Raw genomic sequence first — 17,805 nt, forward strand, 5'->3', positions numbered from 1 at the left:
AATGTTGCTCGTATATACCCATAAAATCACACCTAGAGTTACCTATATATTCAAACATGTATGTACTAGAGTAATGGGGATTAAGGTGTCTTTTACTTCTAAAGTTGAAGACTTTATAGCGCATGATGGGCCTAAGTTATCATATACACAAAAGCAACTTGGGAACGAATTACATATTAGCGCTGTAGATCTTCTTTTTGAACAAGGAGTGATGGATGTAGACATCCAGTTACAAGATTGGGATGGAGTTCCTTGTTTTTTTGCATCTAAAAGTTCAGAAGCATTAGTACCCTATGATATCTTTGGAGCTGCTTTTTATATGTTGAGTAGATATGAAGAATATTTACCACATGTTAAAGATGCATTAGGGCGTTTTCCAGCAAGTGAAAGTATAGCGTATAAACATCATTTTTTAGATCGCCCCGTTGTAGATGAATGGATTAGTCGATTCAAAGAAGCTATAAGATCTTCTTTTCCTTCAGACAAAATAAAAGAATTGCAATTTGAAACCCAGGTTGTTGTAGATGTACCACAAGCGTATGCTTTTAGGAAAATAGGATTTTTAAGAACAGTAGGAGGATATGGGCGTGATTTTATAAACTTTCGTTTAAAGCAAAATTTCATACGTACACAAGTATTATTAGGGTTACGGAAAGATCCTTTTGATATATTTAGTTGGTTAGTAAATGTACAAAAGCAATCATCATCACGATTTAAAGTATTCTTTGAGTTAGGCGATTATACAGAAGATAGTAAGAATATAAAATACAGTAAGCGTAGTTTTCAATCATTAATAAAAATGGTAGGAGATTATTCATGTGTGGGATTACTAGTCTCTAAAAAAGGGGCAAAATCTATAACCGAATTAAAAGAAGAAAAGAGGCGTATAGAGTATATTACCAACAGACCTTTAAAACAAACTAGAATTACAGATTACAAAATAACACTACCTACGAGTTATCGAAATCTTTTAGATCAAGAAATTCTAGAAGATTACACCATGGGATATCCAGATACACCTGGATTTAGAGCAAGTACAAGTACACCGTTTCTATTTTATGATTTGGATTATGAAATACAAACTCCTTTAATGATATATCCATTTTGTATTCATGTAAATGCTATTATAGATGAAAATAAACATACTGTAGATAGTGTGAGTTTGACGAAGATTAAAAATGCTGTAAAGAATGTAAAAGGAGTATTTTTAATAGCTTTTTCAAATTCAGATTTTACAAATATATATAGTAAGAAAGTATTCAGAACATTATTAACAACAGATGAATAAAGAGATAAAGGATGTTTTTTTTGATCTTGACCATACCTTATGGGATTTTGATCGGAACTCAGGACTGGCATTTGCCACAATATTTGAAAAAAATAAGATTGATCTAGATTTAGAAGAGTTTTTAAAAGTATATGCTCCAATTAATTTCCAGTATTGGAAATGGTATAGAGAAGAGCGAGTAACGAAGTCACAATTGCGATATGGAAGGTTTAAAAAAACCTTTGATGCGCTTCATATTAAAGTGACAGACGATACGATAGATAGACTTTCCGAAGATTATATATTACATCTACCTGACCATAATTATTTATTTGATGGTGCAATAGAGCTTCTAGAGTATTTAAAAGAACATTACAAACTCCATATCATTACAAATGGATTTGAAGAGGTGCAATCCAAAAAGCTGAAAAATTCAAAAATTGATGTTTATTTTGATACAGTGACCACTAGTGAAGCTGTTGGTGTAAAGAAACCTAATCCGCGTATATTTCATGTAGCTTTAGAGGCTGCCCAGGCTGTTCCTGAAAAAAGTATGATGATAGGAGATACCTATGAAGCTGATATATTAGGCGCAGAAGGTGTGCATATGAAAACTATTTGTTATAATTACCATAATTTAAAAATGCCTGACAAGCAAGTAATTGTAAATGATTTGTTAGAGATACGTAATTATTTATAGCAATATACTTGGTAATTGAGCGTTTTTAACTAGACATAATCAATTCCTCCAAATTATGAAATACTACCTGCTTTATATCAGAGTTATGGTGCTTACTATTTCTTTGTTTCTATGCGTTTCTTGCGTAAGCGATGTAGATTTTGATCAAACTCAAGATATTGTTCTTAGTCCTACTGTAGATGCTTCTCTAATTTTCTTTACATTAGATACCTCAGACTTTGAAAGTGTAGATACTCAAGAAGCAGTAGTTACTGTTAGAGATACAACTCGTTTAGAATTTCTTGATGATGACTTTATAAGAGAAAATTTAAGAGAAGTTACGTTAGATTTTCAAGTAGATAATACGTTTGGACAATCACTTGTAAATCGAGCGGCTTTTTTAAATGGAGATGGAGAAGAACAATTTGTTGTGATTTTTGAAATAATTTCTTCTACCGATGGCTCTGTGCAGAGAACTGAATTTACACAAGTTCTTAGTGAAGAAGATATTCAAGCCATAAGTAATGCAAATCAACTGGCAAACGAAGTCATTCTGACAACAAATGGTGCTTCTATAAATGGAGAACTTACACTTCAGAGTAAGGCTATTTATGCTCTAGAATTTTCTGACTTATAATAATAGTATGAGAACAGTTATTCTTGTATATATAAGTTTTGTGGTCACACAAGTGTGTGCTCAAAATAAGCAATTGCTCTATAATGTAGACGATTTGCCACAGACATTACTTAGCAATCCAGGAGCTGCTATCTCTTTTGAAAAACACATAGGAATTCCACTTTTATCAGGATTTTCTGTGAGTGCAGGTTCTAGTGGTGTTAGTACCTATGATATTTTTCAAGAAGGAGGAGATATAAATGCGCGTATACGAGATGCTATTTTTAGATTAGATAATAAAGATTCGTTTGTAGTAAATCAACAATTAGAACTAGCCTCTTTTGGATGGAAAAGTAAGTTTACAAATAATTATTATTCGGCAGGACTGTATCAGGAAACAGATGTGATTGCTTATTTTCCAAAAGATATTGCAGTTCTTGCGTATGAAGGAAATGCAAATTTTATAGATGTTCCTTTTCAGTTTTCAGATTTATCTGTTGCTGCAGAGGTGATTTCTGTCTATCATTTTGGGGTGAATAAAGAGATTTCTAAAAAACTTAGGGTAGGAGGTAGAGCAAAACTATATATGAGTATTATTAATGTTAATAGTACAAATAATGAAGGCTCTTTTATAACTAGAAATACCCCAAATGGACCTAATTTTTTGCAACATCAAGTACAAGGTGCCGATGTAACGGCTAATACTTCAGGGTTAGAATCATTTATAGATGGAGAAGGAGGAGCCGGAAAAGTGGTAAGAAGAGCAATAGTGAGTAATAATCTTGGGGTAGGTTTTGATATAGGAGCTACGTATACTATTGATGATCATTGGACAGCAACAGCTAGTGTCATTGATGTAGGAGCTATTTTTCATAATAAAGATTTACGTAATTATAGACTGTCTGGTAGTTATGAAACCAATGGAATAGAATTAGAATTTCCTGATGTATTAAATGGAGAAGATTTAACCGATTATTGGCAAAATTTACAAGATGAGTTTGAAGAAAACCTTCCTTATGATGATTCTTTACAAACGTCCTATACTACTTGGCGCCCTACCAAGTTTAATGCATCTATAAATAGAGGCTTCGGTACAAACTTAAATGGCGACTGTGATTGTACCAATAGTGGTGTAGATCGATATGCCACAAATGTAGGAGCGCAACTATATGCTATAAAGCGCCCTAGAGGATTTCAAGAAGCTGCTACTTTATATGTAGATAGAACCTGGAATCGATTTATAAGAACGAAAATGACTTATACCTATGATGCATTTTCTAATAGAAATATAGGGCTGTTACTTTCAACAAAAATTAACAAATTTAATGTTTATCTTGCAGCAGATAATATATTAGATTATTCCAATCTGGCAAAGGCGCAAAGCGCTTCGATACAGTTTGGTTTTCAGTTAATTTTTGATCCTGAATAAAAAATGAAACACCTAGTAATTGCACTACTTTTACTGATACACTTTTCTTCTTTTTCTCAAAACATAAATGACTATCAATATGTCATAGTTCCAGAGAAATATGAATTTGCTAAAAGTATAGATGAATATCAATTAAATTCACTTACCCAGTTCCTATTTAATAAATATGGATTTGATTCCTATAGAGTAAGAGATGAAAAGCCCTTAGGACTTAAAAATGGAAGCTGTAATGCTTTGTATGTAGACGTAGAGAGTGACTCTAACTTCATTATTGCTAGATTAAAAGTAATTTTAAAAGACTGTAATGGGAAGGTTGTCTTTATCACCGAACAAGGAAAAAGTAAAGAAAAAGATTTTAAAAGAGCCTACCATGAAGCTTTGCGTAAAGCGTTTGTTTCTATAGAAGAATTAAAATATGCTTATAATGGGAAGACTCATGAAGACACCACTACAGAGACGGTAGAAGCACCTGAGGTGACTGAGGTGAAAAAAGAGGTGGAAACACCTAAAGTAGAAACCACGACTACCCCTGTAGAAGTAGTAGAAAAGGAAACAGAAACGCAAGTTGTTGAAAATACAGCTAGTCTTGATGGGACTTATCAAAGTGCAGATGGTATTTATAAATTAGTTATTTCACAAGAAAATATAACCATTTATGAAGGCTCAAAAAAGATTGGTTCGGCGATAACAAATGACAATAAAAGTTACGAGGTATTAACGACTCAATTTAATGGTAAAGGTCGTTTTGAGAACAATACTTTTATTGTAGATCGTGTTGTAAAAGGAATCGGTGTCGTACAAATGCTATTTTCTAAAAACTAATGAAATATTTTTTTACCATAAGTTTAGCGCTTCTTTTTTTAGGCTGTGGTCAAGAACAAAAGACCACCACCACAACGACCAAATCAGAAGAAAAAGTAGATAAAACTCAAAATCTTTTTGAACTCGTTCCTGGAGCAGAAAGTGGGATTACATTTTCAAATACACTGAAAGAAGATGTAGGGACTATAGAAAACCTATTTGACTTTGATTACTTCTATAACGGAGCTGGTGTAGGTGTGGCAGATATTAATAACGATGGTTTGCAGGATCTCTTTTTTGCTGGAAATCAAGTAGAGAATAAATTATACCTCAATAAAGGAAATCTGCAATTCGAAGATATTTCTGAGCAAGCTGGTATCAATACCGGTAAGCAATGGGCAAACGGAGTCACGTTTGCCGATGTTAATAATGACGGATGGATAGATATATACGTTTCCCAAGGAGGACCTAAGCAAGCAGAAGACCGTAAAAACCTCCTATACATAAATTTAAAAGATAACCGCTTTCGCGAAAGCGCACAAGACTATAATCTCGCAGATACAGGAATTAGTACACAATCCGTGTTTTTCGATTACGATAATGACGGCGATCTTGACTGTGTGGTTTCCAATGAAAATGAATTCTATGGACTAGATCCCCAGCGTTTTTTTGCTACAATGAAATTAGGTAATAACCTAGAAAAAAGTAGCGTACAACTCTATGAAAATAAAGGAACATCCTATCGTAAAGTCACAAAGGAAGCAGGACTGCTCAAAGCAGCTTTTGGTTTAGGTATTACGGTTAGTGATATCAATAATGATGGGTGGTTAGATATCTATATTACAAATGATTACTATGTGCCAGATGCGATGTACATCAATAACAAAAATGGGACATTTTCAGACCGTATAAAAGAGTATACAAAACAAGTATCCTTCTTTGGGATGGGCGTAGATATTGCCGATATCAATAACGATAAGCTTCAAGATATTTTTGTGTTAGACATGGCAGCAAGTGATCATGTGCGCTCAAAAACATTAATGGCGAGCATGGATGTAGATCGGTTTTCGATGCTAGTTGATGATTTTGGTTTCCAACATCAATATATGTTTAATTCATTGCAATTAAATATGGGAGGAAATCATTTCAATAATGCAGTACATCAAGCAAAGATGGCAAAAACCGACTGGAGTTGGGCAGGCCTTATTGCCGATCTAGATAATGATTCTCATCGTGATGTATATGTTACAAATGGATATAGAAGGTACGCTTTAGATAATGATATCCAGAATCAAGTACGGGATACTCAAAAAGCATTTGGTGGGAAAGTACCTCTGGATGTAAAGCAAAAGCTATATGATGCAATGCCTACAGAAAAGCTTAGTAATATCATGTTTCATAATGATGGAAATCTTCATTTTGAAAATAAAGGATATCAATGGGGACTCGCAGTAGCATCCTATTCTAATGGAGGTGCTTATGCCGATTTAGATAACGATGGCGATTTAGAACTTGTGGTCAATAATATAGATGATGAAGCATTCCTGTTTAAAAATACAAGCGTAGAAAAAGAAACGGGAAATTATGCGCGTGTTTCTTTAAAAGGAAAGACATCAGAGACATTTGCCAAAGTGACTATTGCTTATGGAGATCAATCTCAAGTGTATGAATCTAAAAGAACTAAAGGATATCTTTCTGCAACAGAAAATAGTGCGCATTTTGGGTTAGGCGATGTCGCAGTAATAGATAAAGTAACGGTACAGTGGCTTTCGGGTAAAAGCGAAGAGCGTACTAATATAAAAGCAAATACAACACTTGTGTTTTCTGAAGAAGAAGCAACGATATCAACGGCGCCTATTTTTAAAGTTGATGATACTATTGAGTACGCTTTCGCGAAAGCGGAAACAACTTACGGACTCGATTTTATTCATAAAGAAAATACCTATGATGATTTTGCTAAAGAAGTCTTATTGCCGTATAAGCAATCCACTTTAGGTCCTCATATGACAAAAGGCGATGTCAATGGAGATGGCCTTGATGATATCTATGTAGGCGGTGCTTCTGGACAAGCAGGACAGCTATACATTCAAACAGCTAGTGGTTTTTCAAAATCTAAGCAACTAGCATTTACAGCTGACGCTATCCATGAAGATATGGAGTCTATTCTTTTTGATGCCGATGGTGATCAGGATTTAGACCTTATTGTGGTAAGCGGTGGAAACGAATTTAATGCCAATGCTCTACAATACAAGAATCGATATTATCAAAATGATGGTAAAGGTACATTTACACAAATCTCTTTTGATGAAGACACAACAACGGGATTCTTGTCTGGTAAATCAATCACCACTATTGATTATGACTCTGACGGTGATTTTGATATTATTGTAGGAAATAGAATTGAGCCACAGCATTTCCCAACGAGTGCACCCTCTCAAGTGTATCAAAATAATGGTGGTTCTTTTACAAATGTAACGGCTCAAGTCGCTCCAGAATTAGCAAATTTTGGAATTGTAAATAAAGTGATCGCTACAGACTATGATTCGGATGGTGATGCTGATTTTATGGTAGTAGGAGAGTGGTCTCATATAGGTGTCTTTAAAAATAATGATGGCGTATTTACAGATGTTTCTAAGGAAATAGGATTGGATAAAGAAAAGGGGTGGTGGTTTACAATCACAGAAACAGATGTCAATAAAGATGGTTTTCCAGATTATATAGTTGGAAATATAGGTGATAATATAAAATATAAAGCAAGTGCAAAAACACCTTTTAAAGTCTTTGCTTCAGATTTTGATGATAATGGTACTTTTGACTTAGTATTGAGTAATAACTATAATGGTAATTACGTGCCGGCTAGAGGTAAAGAATGTTCTACACAACAAATGCCTTTTATCTCAGAAAAATTTGAAACCTATAATGCTTTTGCTAATGCAACATTGAAAGATATTTATGGAGAAAAATTAGAAACCGCTTATCAAAAAGAAGTGACAACATTTTCTTCAAAATTATTACTCAATAAAGGAGATGGTTCTTTTGTGATTTCAGAGCTCCCATCAATAGCCCAAGCGGCACCTGTATTAAGTGTGATCTCTAGAGATATTAATAATGATGGTTTTGAAGATGCTATTGTGATAGGAAATATATACGAAACAGAAGTAGAGACTCCTCGATATGATGCGGGTAATGGTGTTGTGCTACTCTCTAATCAGAAAGATGGATATACTGCATTATCTGCTATAGCATCAGGATTATATGTAGAGGGTAATGCGAAAGCACTACTAGAAGTGTCTCATAAAGCATTAGATAAAGAAATAGTTGTTATAGGTGTAAATGATAGCCCTCTTAAAATATTGACGTTTAAATAGGCAAGTGGTATTAATATCCATATTTTTCATTCCAACGTACTTTAAGAAAATCTCGTAATCCTTTTTCTCTTGCAGAGGTCCCTGGATCATATAGTTTTGTATTTGCTATTTCTTCAGGTAAAAATTCTTGATGTACAAAATTACCAGGATAATCATGAGAATATTTATAATCATCTCCGTATCCTAGATCTTTCATAAGCTTTGTAGGTGCATTGCGTAAGTGTAAAGGAATACTAAGATCACCAGTTTCTCTAACAAGTTGTTGCGCTTTTTTAATGGCCATGTATGAAGCATTACTTTTGGGAGAGCTTGCAAGATAGGTAACACATTGACTTAAAATAATTCTCGCTTCAGGATATCCTATCGTATTTACTGCTTGAAAGCAATTTGTGGCAACAACTAAAGCTGTAGGGTTTGCATTTCCTATATCTTCAGAGGCCGCAATAATGAGTCTACGTGCTATAAACTTAACGTCTTCTCCTCCTTCAATCATTCTTGCAAGCCAGTATACTGCGGCATTAGGATCACTACCGCGTATCGATTTTATAAAAGCCGAAATGATGTCGTAATGCTGTTCTCCTGTTTTATCATACAAAACAGTATTCTTTTGAATTTTAGACATTACAAGATCGTTAGTAATTGTAACATCTTTTGTAGACTCTGTTGTCACAACAAGCTCAAAAATATTGAGTAGTTTTCGTGCATCGCCACCACTTAAGCGTAATAAAGCTTCCGTTTCTTTAAGGTGTATGTTTTTATTTTTTATAACACTATCTTCTGCTATAGCCCGTTTTAATAAAGCTTCTAAGTCTTCTTTTCCAAAAGGCTTTAGAATATATACTTGGCAACGCGACAAAAGGGCAGGAATTACTTCAAAACTTGGATTTTCTGTTGTAGCACCTATCAGAGTTACCCATCCTTTTTCTACAGCACCTAGTAAAGAATCTTGTTGTGATTTGCTAAAGCGATGTATCTCATCGATAAAAAGAATCGGGTTCTTTTGGGTAAATAAACCCCCACTTTGTTTTGCTTTTTCAATGACTTCCCTTACGTCTTTTACACCACTATTAATAGCACTTAACGTATAAAATGGACGTTTAGATTCATTAGAAATGATGGTGGCTAAGGTTGTTTTGCCTATGCCTGGTGGCCCCCAAAGAATAAGTGACGGAATAACACCTGCATTCAATGCTTGACGTAATGAACCCTGTTCTCCCACTAGATGTAATTGACTTAAGTAGTCCTCAAGTTTTTTAGGGCGTAAACGTTCTGCAAGTGGTGTGTTCATAACATAAAAATAGGTATTTTATAAGTCATAGAATGACAATATTACTGTAATATTATATTTGGCTAATTCTTTGCTTTTAGATCTGTATGGAATCAAAACCTTCTTCTTTTCAGTTTTATAATGGGGTTGTATTATACCCTGTTGGTTTTGTTTTGCTTATTTGGGTAGTATATTGGTTAGAAATACGTTTTGGATTGAATTTTACACCGTATGGCGTAAAGCCACAAACATTTTCTGGGTTAAGAGGTGTTTTGTTTTCTCCGTTTATACATGGAAGTTTATCACATTTATGGCATAATACAGTGCCACTATTTGTGCTAAGTACAGCATTGTTTTATTTCTATAATAGAATAGCTTGGCGTGTATTTTTTCTCATTATACTTTTAAGTGGTGTAGGTACTTGGTGTATTGGTCGTTCTGCCTATCATATTGGAATGAGTGGTGTTATTTATGGGCTGGTTTCCTTTTTATTTTTTAAAGGCATAAGAGCAAAGCATTTTAGACTTGTGGCACTTTCATTACTTGTGGTCTTTTTGTATGGTAGCTTGGTGTGGGGAACATTACCTATGGACGAGAAAGTTTCTTGGGAAGGACATTTGGCAGGATTTATCTCTGGGGCTATATTAGGTTTTTGCTTTCGCGAAAGCGTAGCCAAGCCACCCAAATATGTTTGGGAAGCAGAAGATTATAATGAAGAGGATGATCCATTCATGCGCCAATTTGATGAGAATGGAAACTTTATAGAGATAGAAGAGGAGGAAGAGGATATTGTAAATACTCCTACTGTAAATTATATATATAAAGAAAAGGATACTAATTCAGAATCTGAGATTGATTAAAGCCTTTGTCTTACAATTTCATATAAGAAAGCACCACAAGCTACAGATACATTTAAAGATGCAATAGATCCCATTAAAGGCAGTTTTGCTTTTTCGTCTACAATTTTAAGAACACCAGATGAGACTCCGCTATCTTCTCGACCCATTACAATAGCTGTAGGTTGTTTGAAATCGATAGTATATAAATTATTTTCTGTTTTTTCTGTAGCAGCAACAACGTTTACTCCTGATCCTTGTAAGTAATAAATAGCATCTTTCAGATGGTCTACTTTTGCAATAGGAATATTAAATGCAGCTCCTGCAGATGTTTTTATAGCTACGGCATTCAGTGGAGCGCCTCCTTTTTTTTGAATAATGATGCCATGAGCTCCAGTACATTCTGCGGTACGTATAATAGCACCAAAATTTCGAACGTCAGATAGTTGATCTAATAAAATAAATAAAGGGCTGACATCAGATGCGACAGTTCTATTTACAAGATCTTCAAAATTGTGAAATCCAATGACAGCTATAGTTGCTATAGCTCCTTGATGATTTTGTTGTGTAAGCTTGTTTAATTTTTGGATAGGTACATACGAAGTTTGTATACCTTTCTTTTTTATGAGTGTATTTAATTCGCTAGTAAGGTTATTTTTTAGCCCTGTCTGTAAATAAACTTTGTCAATTTCCTTTCCAGCTTCAATAGCTTCTATGATAGCTCTAGTCCCAAATATTTGAAGTGAATTTTTCATATTTATATTTATAAATATAATAAGGCCACATATAGTGGCCTTATTGAATAATTTAATTTAATTGTTAAATTAAATTCTTGTAAATGTAAGTGTAGAAGTGTAAGGAACACTTGGACACGTTCCAACAGGAGCAAAAATAGTGAAGCTTAATGTGAACGTAGTATCATCTAAAGAATCAAATTCGCCAAAAACAGTATCAGTAGATTCTCCAGTTATATCAAAATTTTCTCCATCACAACCTAACCCTCCAGCAAGAAAGTGTGTAGGTACAAGAGTTCTATCACAACTAAATGAGAATGGAATGGTAGTAGGGAACCCTCCATTATTAAATTCAGGTAAAAATGGAACGTTAGCTATTTCTCTGTTTAAACCATTTGTACTTACTATTTCATAAGGACCTTCCATAAAGTCAACAGTTACACCAAAATCTGGAAATACACCAGAAGTAATTTCTAAGTTATACATACCTACACCAAAAGTATCAGCATCAGCTATAGGAGCTATAGGACAACTTACAACAGGAATAATAACTGAGAAAGGTTCTTCTAGTGAAGAAATTTCACGTCCAGCGAAATTACGTACAGAAAATCTAATAATTACTTCATCATCTTCAAATAATTCATCTAGACCTAGTCCAATTCCAGTTAAAATACTTTCAAGTGAGATGTTTACGGCACCTCCAATAGCCATTTCTATAGGCTCATCATCATTGTCTTGATCTAAAGCTGGTAATGTGAAATCTGCTCTTGGAATAATGCCTAAAGATGTATCTTGTGTACTATTGTCAGTACCATCATCATTATTATCAACATAGCGAACAAATATTTCCGTTTGATCCCATAGGTCTTCTACAGCTTCTTGAACTTGTAAAATAGTCTGATAACCATCATTTGGCTGACCTTCTGCAATATTAATTTCATTTAAACCACTTTCGCGAAAAGATAGATTAATACCTCCAGTGACAGTCTGAACATGTTGAAAAGGTGAGTTAAAAAAACCAGCAGTAATAATACCACCTGCGTTATTTACGCTAAAAACACGACCATCAGTAAGAATTAATTCTTCTCTAAATGTGAACGTATCATCTACATATATATCGTCAAAAGTGCCTCCTATAGCAGCTAATGTTTCACTTAAAGGAGCAATAATTTCAGCTCTAGGTAAACCAAAAGGTCCAGGAAAAAACTCTGATGCAGGAATATTTCTCAATAACACTTCTTCAGTATTTATGGAAGAACTATTACCAGCAATCGCTGAGTTATCTGCATAGGTGACAAATAAATTAACACTTTCAAGAAGTTCTCCTTCAAATTCATCTTGTTCTTCTATTTCAAGTACAAATTGTGGTGGATTATCAACATCTAATAAAAGCTCATCTGTAAAACTAATAGTTCTTAGTACAGCACCAGTTTCAACAGTGTCTTGAACGCCTATTGTTGTATTTTCTTCATCGTCATCACAAGATCCTAAACCTAATGCTAGAATTCCCATAAAGACATATTTATATAAATTTTTCATGTTTAATTTTTACTTTATATTAAATTATTAGTTTGCAGCAGGGAATCCGCCACCACCAGCTGAAGATGGAGGGTTAGTATCCCAGAATACTTGAACGCTCTGATCTGCTTTTTGACTAATGTTTGGATTAGCAACAACTTCAGACGTAGCATAAGGGAATGATCTTACAAATCCTCCAGGGTTTAATTCTAAGTTTGGAGGAAGCGTTGTTGGGAAACCTGTTCTTCTGTAGAAGTTGTAAGCTTCTGCCCCAGCTCCAAATTGAGAAATCCAATATTGCTCTGCAAGTATATTCATACGATCATCATTAGTTAAAGCGTCATTAAATGCCATAACTTGCGCGTCAATAAATGTAGTAATATCGTCAGACGAAGCTTCGAAAGAGGCGTCCCTAGATGCATCTAGAGCACCAAATGATACAACTTTATTTACAGATTTTGTAATCGCATTTTGAAGATGTGTTGCTGCAGCATCAGGGTTATTCTGAGCCATTGCAACTTCAGCACGCATAAAATCTACTTGAGATGCAAGTAAGAAAGGTTCTATACCTGCTCCACCTCCACCTAGACCTAAGCCTACGTTAGCAAAACGATCATCATCAAATAATCCACCTGCGGGATATACACCAGCAGCAGTTCTTAAGAAGTTATCTGGCGGTGCACCTTCATCATTTCCATGCAAACGACCCCAGTAACCATCTTCAACAAAACAAGCGATATCACCAAAACCAGCATTAACAATATGCTGAGGTGGGTTTTGAAGAGAGCAAGATAATGTTTCGCCATTACCATTAGGGTTACAAGTAGCACCTGGAGTACAATCTGTTTGTCTAAAGTAGTAGTAACGTATTCTTGGATCATTAGAATTTAACATATAATCCATAGTCCAATTTGACTTGTAAAAACCAGCTCCAGATGGAGTGTAATCTGCAATATAATCAGGATGGCGTTCATCTGGGTTAACTTCGTTTGTTCCAAATGTAAATGTGAAATCTTGATCGTTTGATTCAATAAAGTTACCTCCTGCAATAATAGCATCGAAAGTAGTGTAGTCCTGAATCGTTAAAGAAGCTTTTAAACGAATTGTATTAATTGCTCTAATCCATAATTCAGAATCACCATCATAAAATAAATCAGCACCACTTGTCCCATTTAATATACCTTCAGCTTCATCAAGTAGAGCCAATGCAGCAGTATATACTGACTGACCTGGATCTACATTAGGAGCAGGGAATTCATCTGGATTCACTGCTTCAGAGAAAGGAACATCTCCTATAAAGTCAACTAATAGCATAAGACTATGCGCTAACATTACTTTAGAAGTACCTTCTTGGAAGTTAAGAGAACCATCTCCTGCTTCCGCGTTTAGAGCTGTAATCGTATTGATATTTGGAATCATTGAAGTAGAATAGATTCTATTCCAGTTAGCATTTAATGCATTCCCAGTAATACCTGCAAAATAATCTCTAGAGCCAAAAGTATTAATTCTAACTAATCCTGCTGCATTTCCATTGAAACTAGACATATTAGCTAAGTACCCTATTTGTATACTATTTGCCAATAAGTTTGGATCGGCTTGACTAGGGTTAAGTCCATTGGGATTTTCAATTTGCTCAAGTTCTATTGTTTCACAAGAGTAAAACATAGCAGAACTAGCAACTGCAATCGCCATTATGAATTTAATTATTTTTTTCATAATTATAATTTTATAAATTTTTTAATTAAAATGATGCTTTAACACTTACACCGTAACGCTTAGATGATGGTCCATTAAGGAAATCAAATCCACGTCCGTTACCTACACCTACACCTGCTACGTTAGGATCAAAATTTGCTCCTGCTGGCGTGTTGTAAGCATCATACCATAGGTTAAATCCGCTAGCCGTAATGCTGAAAGAACCAAATGGTGTTTTCTCTAAGTATTTCTTAGGTACATTGTATCCAAAAGAAATCTCTTGAAGTCTAACTACAGAACCATCATATACTTGTAATTCAGATGGTCCGAACAGTATGTTTGAGAAGTAATACTGTGAGTTGTTAATCTGTGTTTCGTTAGGAGTTGAATTTCCGTTAGCGTCAACATTCACACCAGGAAGGATGAACGTGTTTTCTCTATCTTCTGTCTCTACAATTAATCCACGTCCAAGAAGTACAGAAATAGTTGATGCATAAATGTCACCTCCTTTAGTATGGTTAATTTGGAATCCTAAGTTAAAGTTTTTATATGATAATGTATTGATAAAGTTCATTACATAATCTGGCTGTGGGTTACCAATGATAGGCTGAATGTTACGTCCATCATCTAAAGTAATATTTGGCTCAGATACATAGTTACCAGCACCATTCACAACAAAGTTACCGTTAGCATCTCTTAAGATACGATCTCCAACGATTACCCCTAATTGCTCTCCTCGAATTGCAGCATTACCTAAGTTGCCAAATCCAGCATATACAATGATATCTTCAGCTTGCTCAGTTACAATTTGCTCAGATTGAGTAAAATTAAGTCTTGAGTTCCAATTGAATCCGTTGTTTTCACTTTTGAAGATGTCAACACCTAAATCAACTTCCCAACCATCACCTTCTACTTTACCAATGTTATCTTGTGTAACAGTAAAACCTGTTGAAGGTGCTAAGTTTCTATTTACAATTAAGTCTTCAGTTTGACGATCAAAATAAGATACATCTAAACTAATTCTATTTTTCCATAAACGAGCATCGAAACCTACTTCGAATTCGCTAATAAGCTCAGGCTGTAAATCTGGATTTGCTCTAAAGCTACTAAGTGCATTTGTTGTTAAACCAACTTGTTGTTGATTAATTCCTTGGTTTACAATTTGAGATACTGGGAACCCTTGTGGGAATCCTGCAGATGTTCCTAAACCAGCTCTTACTTTTAAGTAATTTAATGCATCACTCTTTAAGCCATCAAATGCAGCTGTTGGTAAGAAAGAGATACTTGCACTTGGGTAAAACTGAGAGTTGTTCTCAGTAGGAAGGTTAGAAACCCAGTCATTACGAGCAGAAAGTGTAACGAAAGCAAAATTGTCATAATCAAAATCAGCTTGTCCTAATACCCCTACAATGTTTCTGAATGTAGTAAACTGTCTAGCAACTTGCTGTCTGAAGTTAAAGTGTCTTTGAACACCAAATACAATCTGATCTGTACTATTTACTCCTTGTCCATCAACTTCTCTAGATCTAGAAGTTGCACCAGCGATAAATGTTAAACCAATTTTATCACTTAGGTCATAATCTCCGCTTACAGCTGCGTAGTGATCCCAAATTCTTGTATTAATATCAAATGTATTATACTCTCCACGAATATCATCTCTTGCAGCTCCTAATACACCACCCCTATTAATATAACTCTCATTTCTTTGGTTGAAGAAATCAACCCCAGCTCTATACTGAAGGCTTAAGTTATCAGTTAATTGGTATGATAAAGTACTAGTACCGAATACACGGTTAGTTAACTGAGAGTCTTGTGCGTTAGCAACAATCCAGTTAGGGTTGTTAATGTCATTTCCATCACGGTAATAAATACTACCTCCTGTTTCAGGAATGGTAAATGGAAGATTTACTAAATCTACGTTACGTGGTGTAAAGAATACGTTTGCAAATACAGAGAAACCTGTAGTACCATTTCCTAAAGAAGCAGCAACTGGAGGAATAGCAAAATTAGTTCTAGCATAGTTTAAAGATCCAGAGATCGTAAACTTGTTAGATAATTGAGCTCTACCACCAATAGATAAGTTATTTCTTCTTAATCTGTTTCCAGGGATAAATCCTTGATCATCTAAATGACCGTAGTTTACATTGTAAGCTACTTTACCATCTTCTGAACTTCCATTAATGTTTATAGAAGTGTTAGAAACTGCACCAGTTCTAAAAAATGCATCTACGTTATTATATGGTCTCCACTCATAACGTTGGTCTTGGAATTCCTCTTGAAGAATGTTATTCCCGTCTAAGAATCCATCTAAGAAAGCAGATGAAGAGTATGGGTGCTCAACAGTTCCGTCAGCAGCAATTAGCTGCGCAGGATCATTTAAATAACCATCAACTCCATCAGGGTTGAAAGCTGGTCCCCAGTTAGAGAAGAACCATCCAAATGATTGGTCAAATCCTCCACCGTATGTATTTTGATAATCTGGTAATGAAGCAATTTCATTAGCAAAGTAAGATTGGTTAATCGTAATCTCTGTTTTCTTAGGACCTTGTCCACGAGAAGTTGCAGATTTTGTAGTAATTACGATTACCCCGTTACGTCCAGCAGTACCATAAAGTGTAGCAGCTGCTAAACCTTTAAGTACGTTAACGCTTTCAATATTGTTAGGATCAAGATCTAAGAAACGAGAAGATCCATTGTTACCGTTTGCGAAGTTTCCATCAGTATTAGTATCACTACTAAAAGGAACACCATCTACGATGAAAAGTGCTTGGTTACTTCCATTAATAGAGTTGTAACCACGAATTACAACGTTCGTTGCAGATCCCGATGCACCACTCTGAGAAGTAATAGCTACCCCAGACGCTTTACCTGAAAGTATACGTCCAACATCACCTTCTGTACGGTTTTCTATCTCTTCAGAAGAAACCTCACTTACAGCATATCCTAACGCTTTCTTTTCACGCTTTATACCCTGAGCAGTTACAATTACTTCGTCAAGTTGATTGTCTGAAGCAAGAGTAACATTAATTGTAGTTTGATTACCTACAGTAACCTCTTGAGTTGAGTAACCAACATAACTAAAGACAAGTACATCACCTGAACTTGCTTGAATAGTATAGTTACCATCAAAATCGGTTTGAGCTCCAGTCTGAGTTCCTTTAATTAGGACACTTGCTCCAGGCAATGGTCCGTTTTCTTCAGAAACTGTTCCGGAAACTGTTGTTTGTGCAAATGAAACTTGCACGACAAACGCTAACAAAAGCGTTAAAATTCCACTAAACTTTGTTTTCATTTTTATAAATTATTTGAATTAGCCAATGTCAAAAATCACAATAAAAAGTTAATTACACAACTATTTACTCCTAAAATTAAAGAATTTGTTAGCCATCAATATTTATTTTTGATTTAATAGTTAGTTGTTGGGTAATGGAATTTTGAGTTTTTTTTAAAAATAAATCATAGCGATTGAGTTTTTAAATATTAAACATAAAGTATAGATTAATTAAAAAAGTGCTGTGTTATAGCTAGATAGACGCATAAACGTGTAGTGAATTTTTAAATAATATGATTGTGGAATATTAGAAGTTTTTAATAT

12 protein-coding genes are annotated in these 17,805 nt (G+C 34.7%); 7 read left to right on the forward strand and 5 right to left on the reverse strand.

Annotation, left to right across the window (positions count from 1 at the left end; all coding sequences use genetic code 11):
• The first annotated feature begins 1 nt into the window (after position 1).
• Genes Q1A60_RS01405 through Q1A60_RS01430 form a run of 6 tightly spaced genes read left to right on the forward strand, consistent with a single transcriptional unit; the run spans position 2 to position 8,160 of the window.
• Positions 2 to 1,288 (forward strand): polysaccharide deacetylase family protein, encoded by a 1,287-nt coding sequence (locus Q1A60_RS01405; protein WP_299763228.1) that lies wholly within the window; start codon positions 2 to 4, stop codon positions 1,286 to 1,288.
• Positions 1,281 to 1,967, forward strand: coding sequence for a YjjG family noncanonical pyrimidine nucleotidase (locus Q1A60_RS01410; protein ID WP_299763230.1), 687 nt, complete (start codon positions 1,281 to 1,283; stop codon positions 1,965 to 1,967). The genes Q1A60_RS01405 and Q1A60_RS01410 overlap by 8 nt, the downstream gene beginning before the upstream one ends.
• Before the next feature lie 55 nt (positions 1,968 to 2,022).
• Positions 2,023 to 2,583 (forward strand): hypothetical protein, encoded by a 561-nt coding sequence (locus Q1A60_RS01415; protein ID WP_299763232.1) that lies wholly within the window; start codon positions 2,023 to 2,025, stop codon positions 2,581 to 2,583.
• A gap of 7 nt (positions 2,584 to 2,590) precedes the next feature.
• Positions 2,591 to 3,991 carry a DUF5723 family protein gene (locus tag Q1A60_RS01420; RefSeq protein WP_299763234.1) on the forward strand — a complete coding sequence of 467 codons (1,401 nt, stop codon included), beginning with the start codon at positions 2,591 to 2,593 and terminating at the stop codon, positions 3,989 to 3,991.
• 3 nt (positions 3,992 to 3,994) lie between these two features.
• Positions 3,995 to 4,813, forward strand: coding sequence for a hypothetical protein (locus Q1A60_RS01425; protein WP_299763236.1), 819 nt, complete (start codon positions 3,995 to 3,997; stop codon positions 4,811 to 4,813).
• On the forward strand, positions 4,813 to 8,160 hold the full coding sequence (locus tag Q1A60_RS01430) for a VCBS repeat-containing protein (protein WP_299763238.1): 3,348 nt from the start codon (positions 4,813 to 4,815) through the stop codon (positions 8,158 to 8,160). Before Q1A60_RS01425 ends, Q1A60_RS01430 begins: the two co-directional genes overlap by 1 nt.
• Positions 8,161 to 8,170: 10 nt before the next feature.
• On the opposite strand, the gene Q1A60_RS01435 is transcribed toward Q1A60_RS01430, so the two are convergent.
• Complete coding sequence (locus tag Q1A60_RS01435) at positions 8,171 to 9,448, reverse strand: replication-associated recombination protein A (RefSeq protein ID WP_299763240.1); 1,278 nt, start codon at positions 9,446 to 9,448, stop codon at positions 8,171 to 8,173.
• Between the two features lie 86 nt (positions 9,449 to 9,534).
• On the opposite strand from Q1A60_RS01435, the gene Q1A60_RS01440 reads away from it, so the two are divergent.
• Positions 9,535 to 10,287, forward strand: a complete 753-nt coding sequence (locus Q1A60_RS01440) for a rhomboid family intramembrane serine protease (RefSeq protein ID WP_299763242.1) — start codon at positions 9,535 to 9,537, stop codon at positions 10,285 to 10,287.
• On the opposite strand, the gene rlmB is transcribed toward Q1A60_RS01440, so the two are convergent.
• From rlmB to Q1A60_RS01460, 4 genes are all read right to left on the reverse strand, one after another.
• A complete protein-coding gene (rlmB, locus tag Q1A60_RS01445; protein WP_299763243.1) occupies positions 10,284 to 11,018 on the reverse strand; it encodes a 23S rRNA (guanosine(2251)-2'-O)-methyltransferase RlmB in 735 nt (244 codons plus the stop codon). The two genes, Q1A60_RS01440 and rlmB, sit on opposite strands and share 4 nt — an antisense overlap.
• Before the next feature lie 69 nt (positions 11,019 to 11,087).
• Positions 11,088 to 12,536, reverse strand: a complete 1,449-nt coding sequence (locus Q1A60_RS01450; RefSeq protein ID WP_299763245.1) for a hypothetical protein — start codon at positions 12,534 to 12,536, stop codon at positions 11,088 to 11,090.
• 27 nt (positions 12,537 to 12,563) lie between these two features.
• Complete coding sequence (locus Q1A60_RS01455; RefSeq protein WP_299763247.1) at positions 12,564 to 14,231, reverse strand: SusD/RagB family nutrient-binding outer membrane lipoprotein; 1,668 nt, start codon at positions 14,229 to 14,231, stop codon at positions 12,564 to 12,566.
• Between the two features lie 25 nt (positions 14,232 to 14,256).
• Complete coding sequence (locus Q1A60_RS01460) at positions 14,257 to 17,502, reverse strand: SusC/RagA family TonB-linked outer membrane protein (protein WP_299763249.1); 3,246 nt, start codon at positions 17,500 to 17,502, stop codon at positions 14,257 to 14,259.
• Positions 17,503 to 17,805: the final 303 nt, after the last annotated feature.

Source organism: uncultured Dokdonia sp. (assembly GCF_947492535.1).
GTDB lineage: Bacteria > Bacteroidota > Bacteroidia > Flavobacteriales > Flavobacteriaceae > Dokdonia.

Coding starts and splice junctions, on each gene's coding strand:
- Q1A60_RS01455 (WP_299763247.1), bottom strand. CDS start 14,231: ATGAAAAAAATAATTAAATTCATAATGGCGATTGCAGTTGCTAGTTCT.
- Q1A60_RS01435 (WP_299763240.1), bottom strand. CDS start 9,448: ATGAACACACCACTTGCAGAACGTTTACGCCCTAAAAAACTTGAGGAC.
- Q1A60_RS01415 (WP_299763232.1), top strand. CDS start 2,023: ATGAAATACTACCTGCTTTATATCAGAGTTATGGTGCTTACTATTTCT.
- Q1A60_RS01460 (WP_299763249.1), bottom strand. CDS start 17,502: ATGAAAACAAAGTTTAGTGGAATTTTAACGCTTTTGTTAGCGTTTGTC.
- Q1A60_RS01450 (WP_299763245.1), bottom strand. CDS start 12,536: ATGAAAAATTTATATAAATATGTCTTTATGGGAATTCTAGCATTAGGT.
- Q1A60_RS01410 (WP_299763230.1), top strand. CDS start 1,281: ATGAATAAAGAGATAAAGGATGTTTTTTTTGATCTTGACCATACCTTA.
- Q1A60_RS01425 (WP_299763236.1), top strand. CDS start 3,995: ATGAAACACCTAGTAATTGCACTACTTTTACTGATACACTTTTCTTCT.
- Q1A60_RS01440 (WP_299763242.1), top strand. CDS start 9,535: ATGGAATCAAAACCTTCTTCTTTTCAGTTTTATAATGGGGTTGTATTA.
- Q1A60_RS01405 (WP_299763228.1), top strand. CDS start 2: ATGTTGCTCGTATATACCCATAAAATCACACCTAGAGTTACCTATATA.
- Q1A60_RS01430 (WP_299763238.1), top strand. CDS start 4,813: ATGAAATATTTTTTTACCATAAGTTTAGCGCTTCTTTTTTTAGGCTGT.
- Q1A60_RS01420 (WP_299763234.1), top strand. CDS start 2,591: ATGAGAACAGTTATTCTTGTATATATAAGTTTTGTGGTCACACAAGTG.
- rlmB (WP_299763243.1), bottom strand. CDS start 11,018: ATGAAAAATTCACTTCAAATATTTGGGACTAGAGCTATCATAGAAGCT.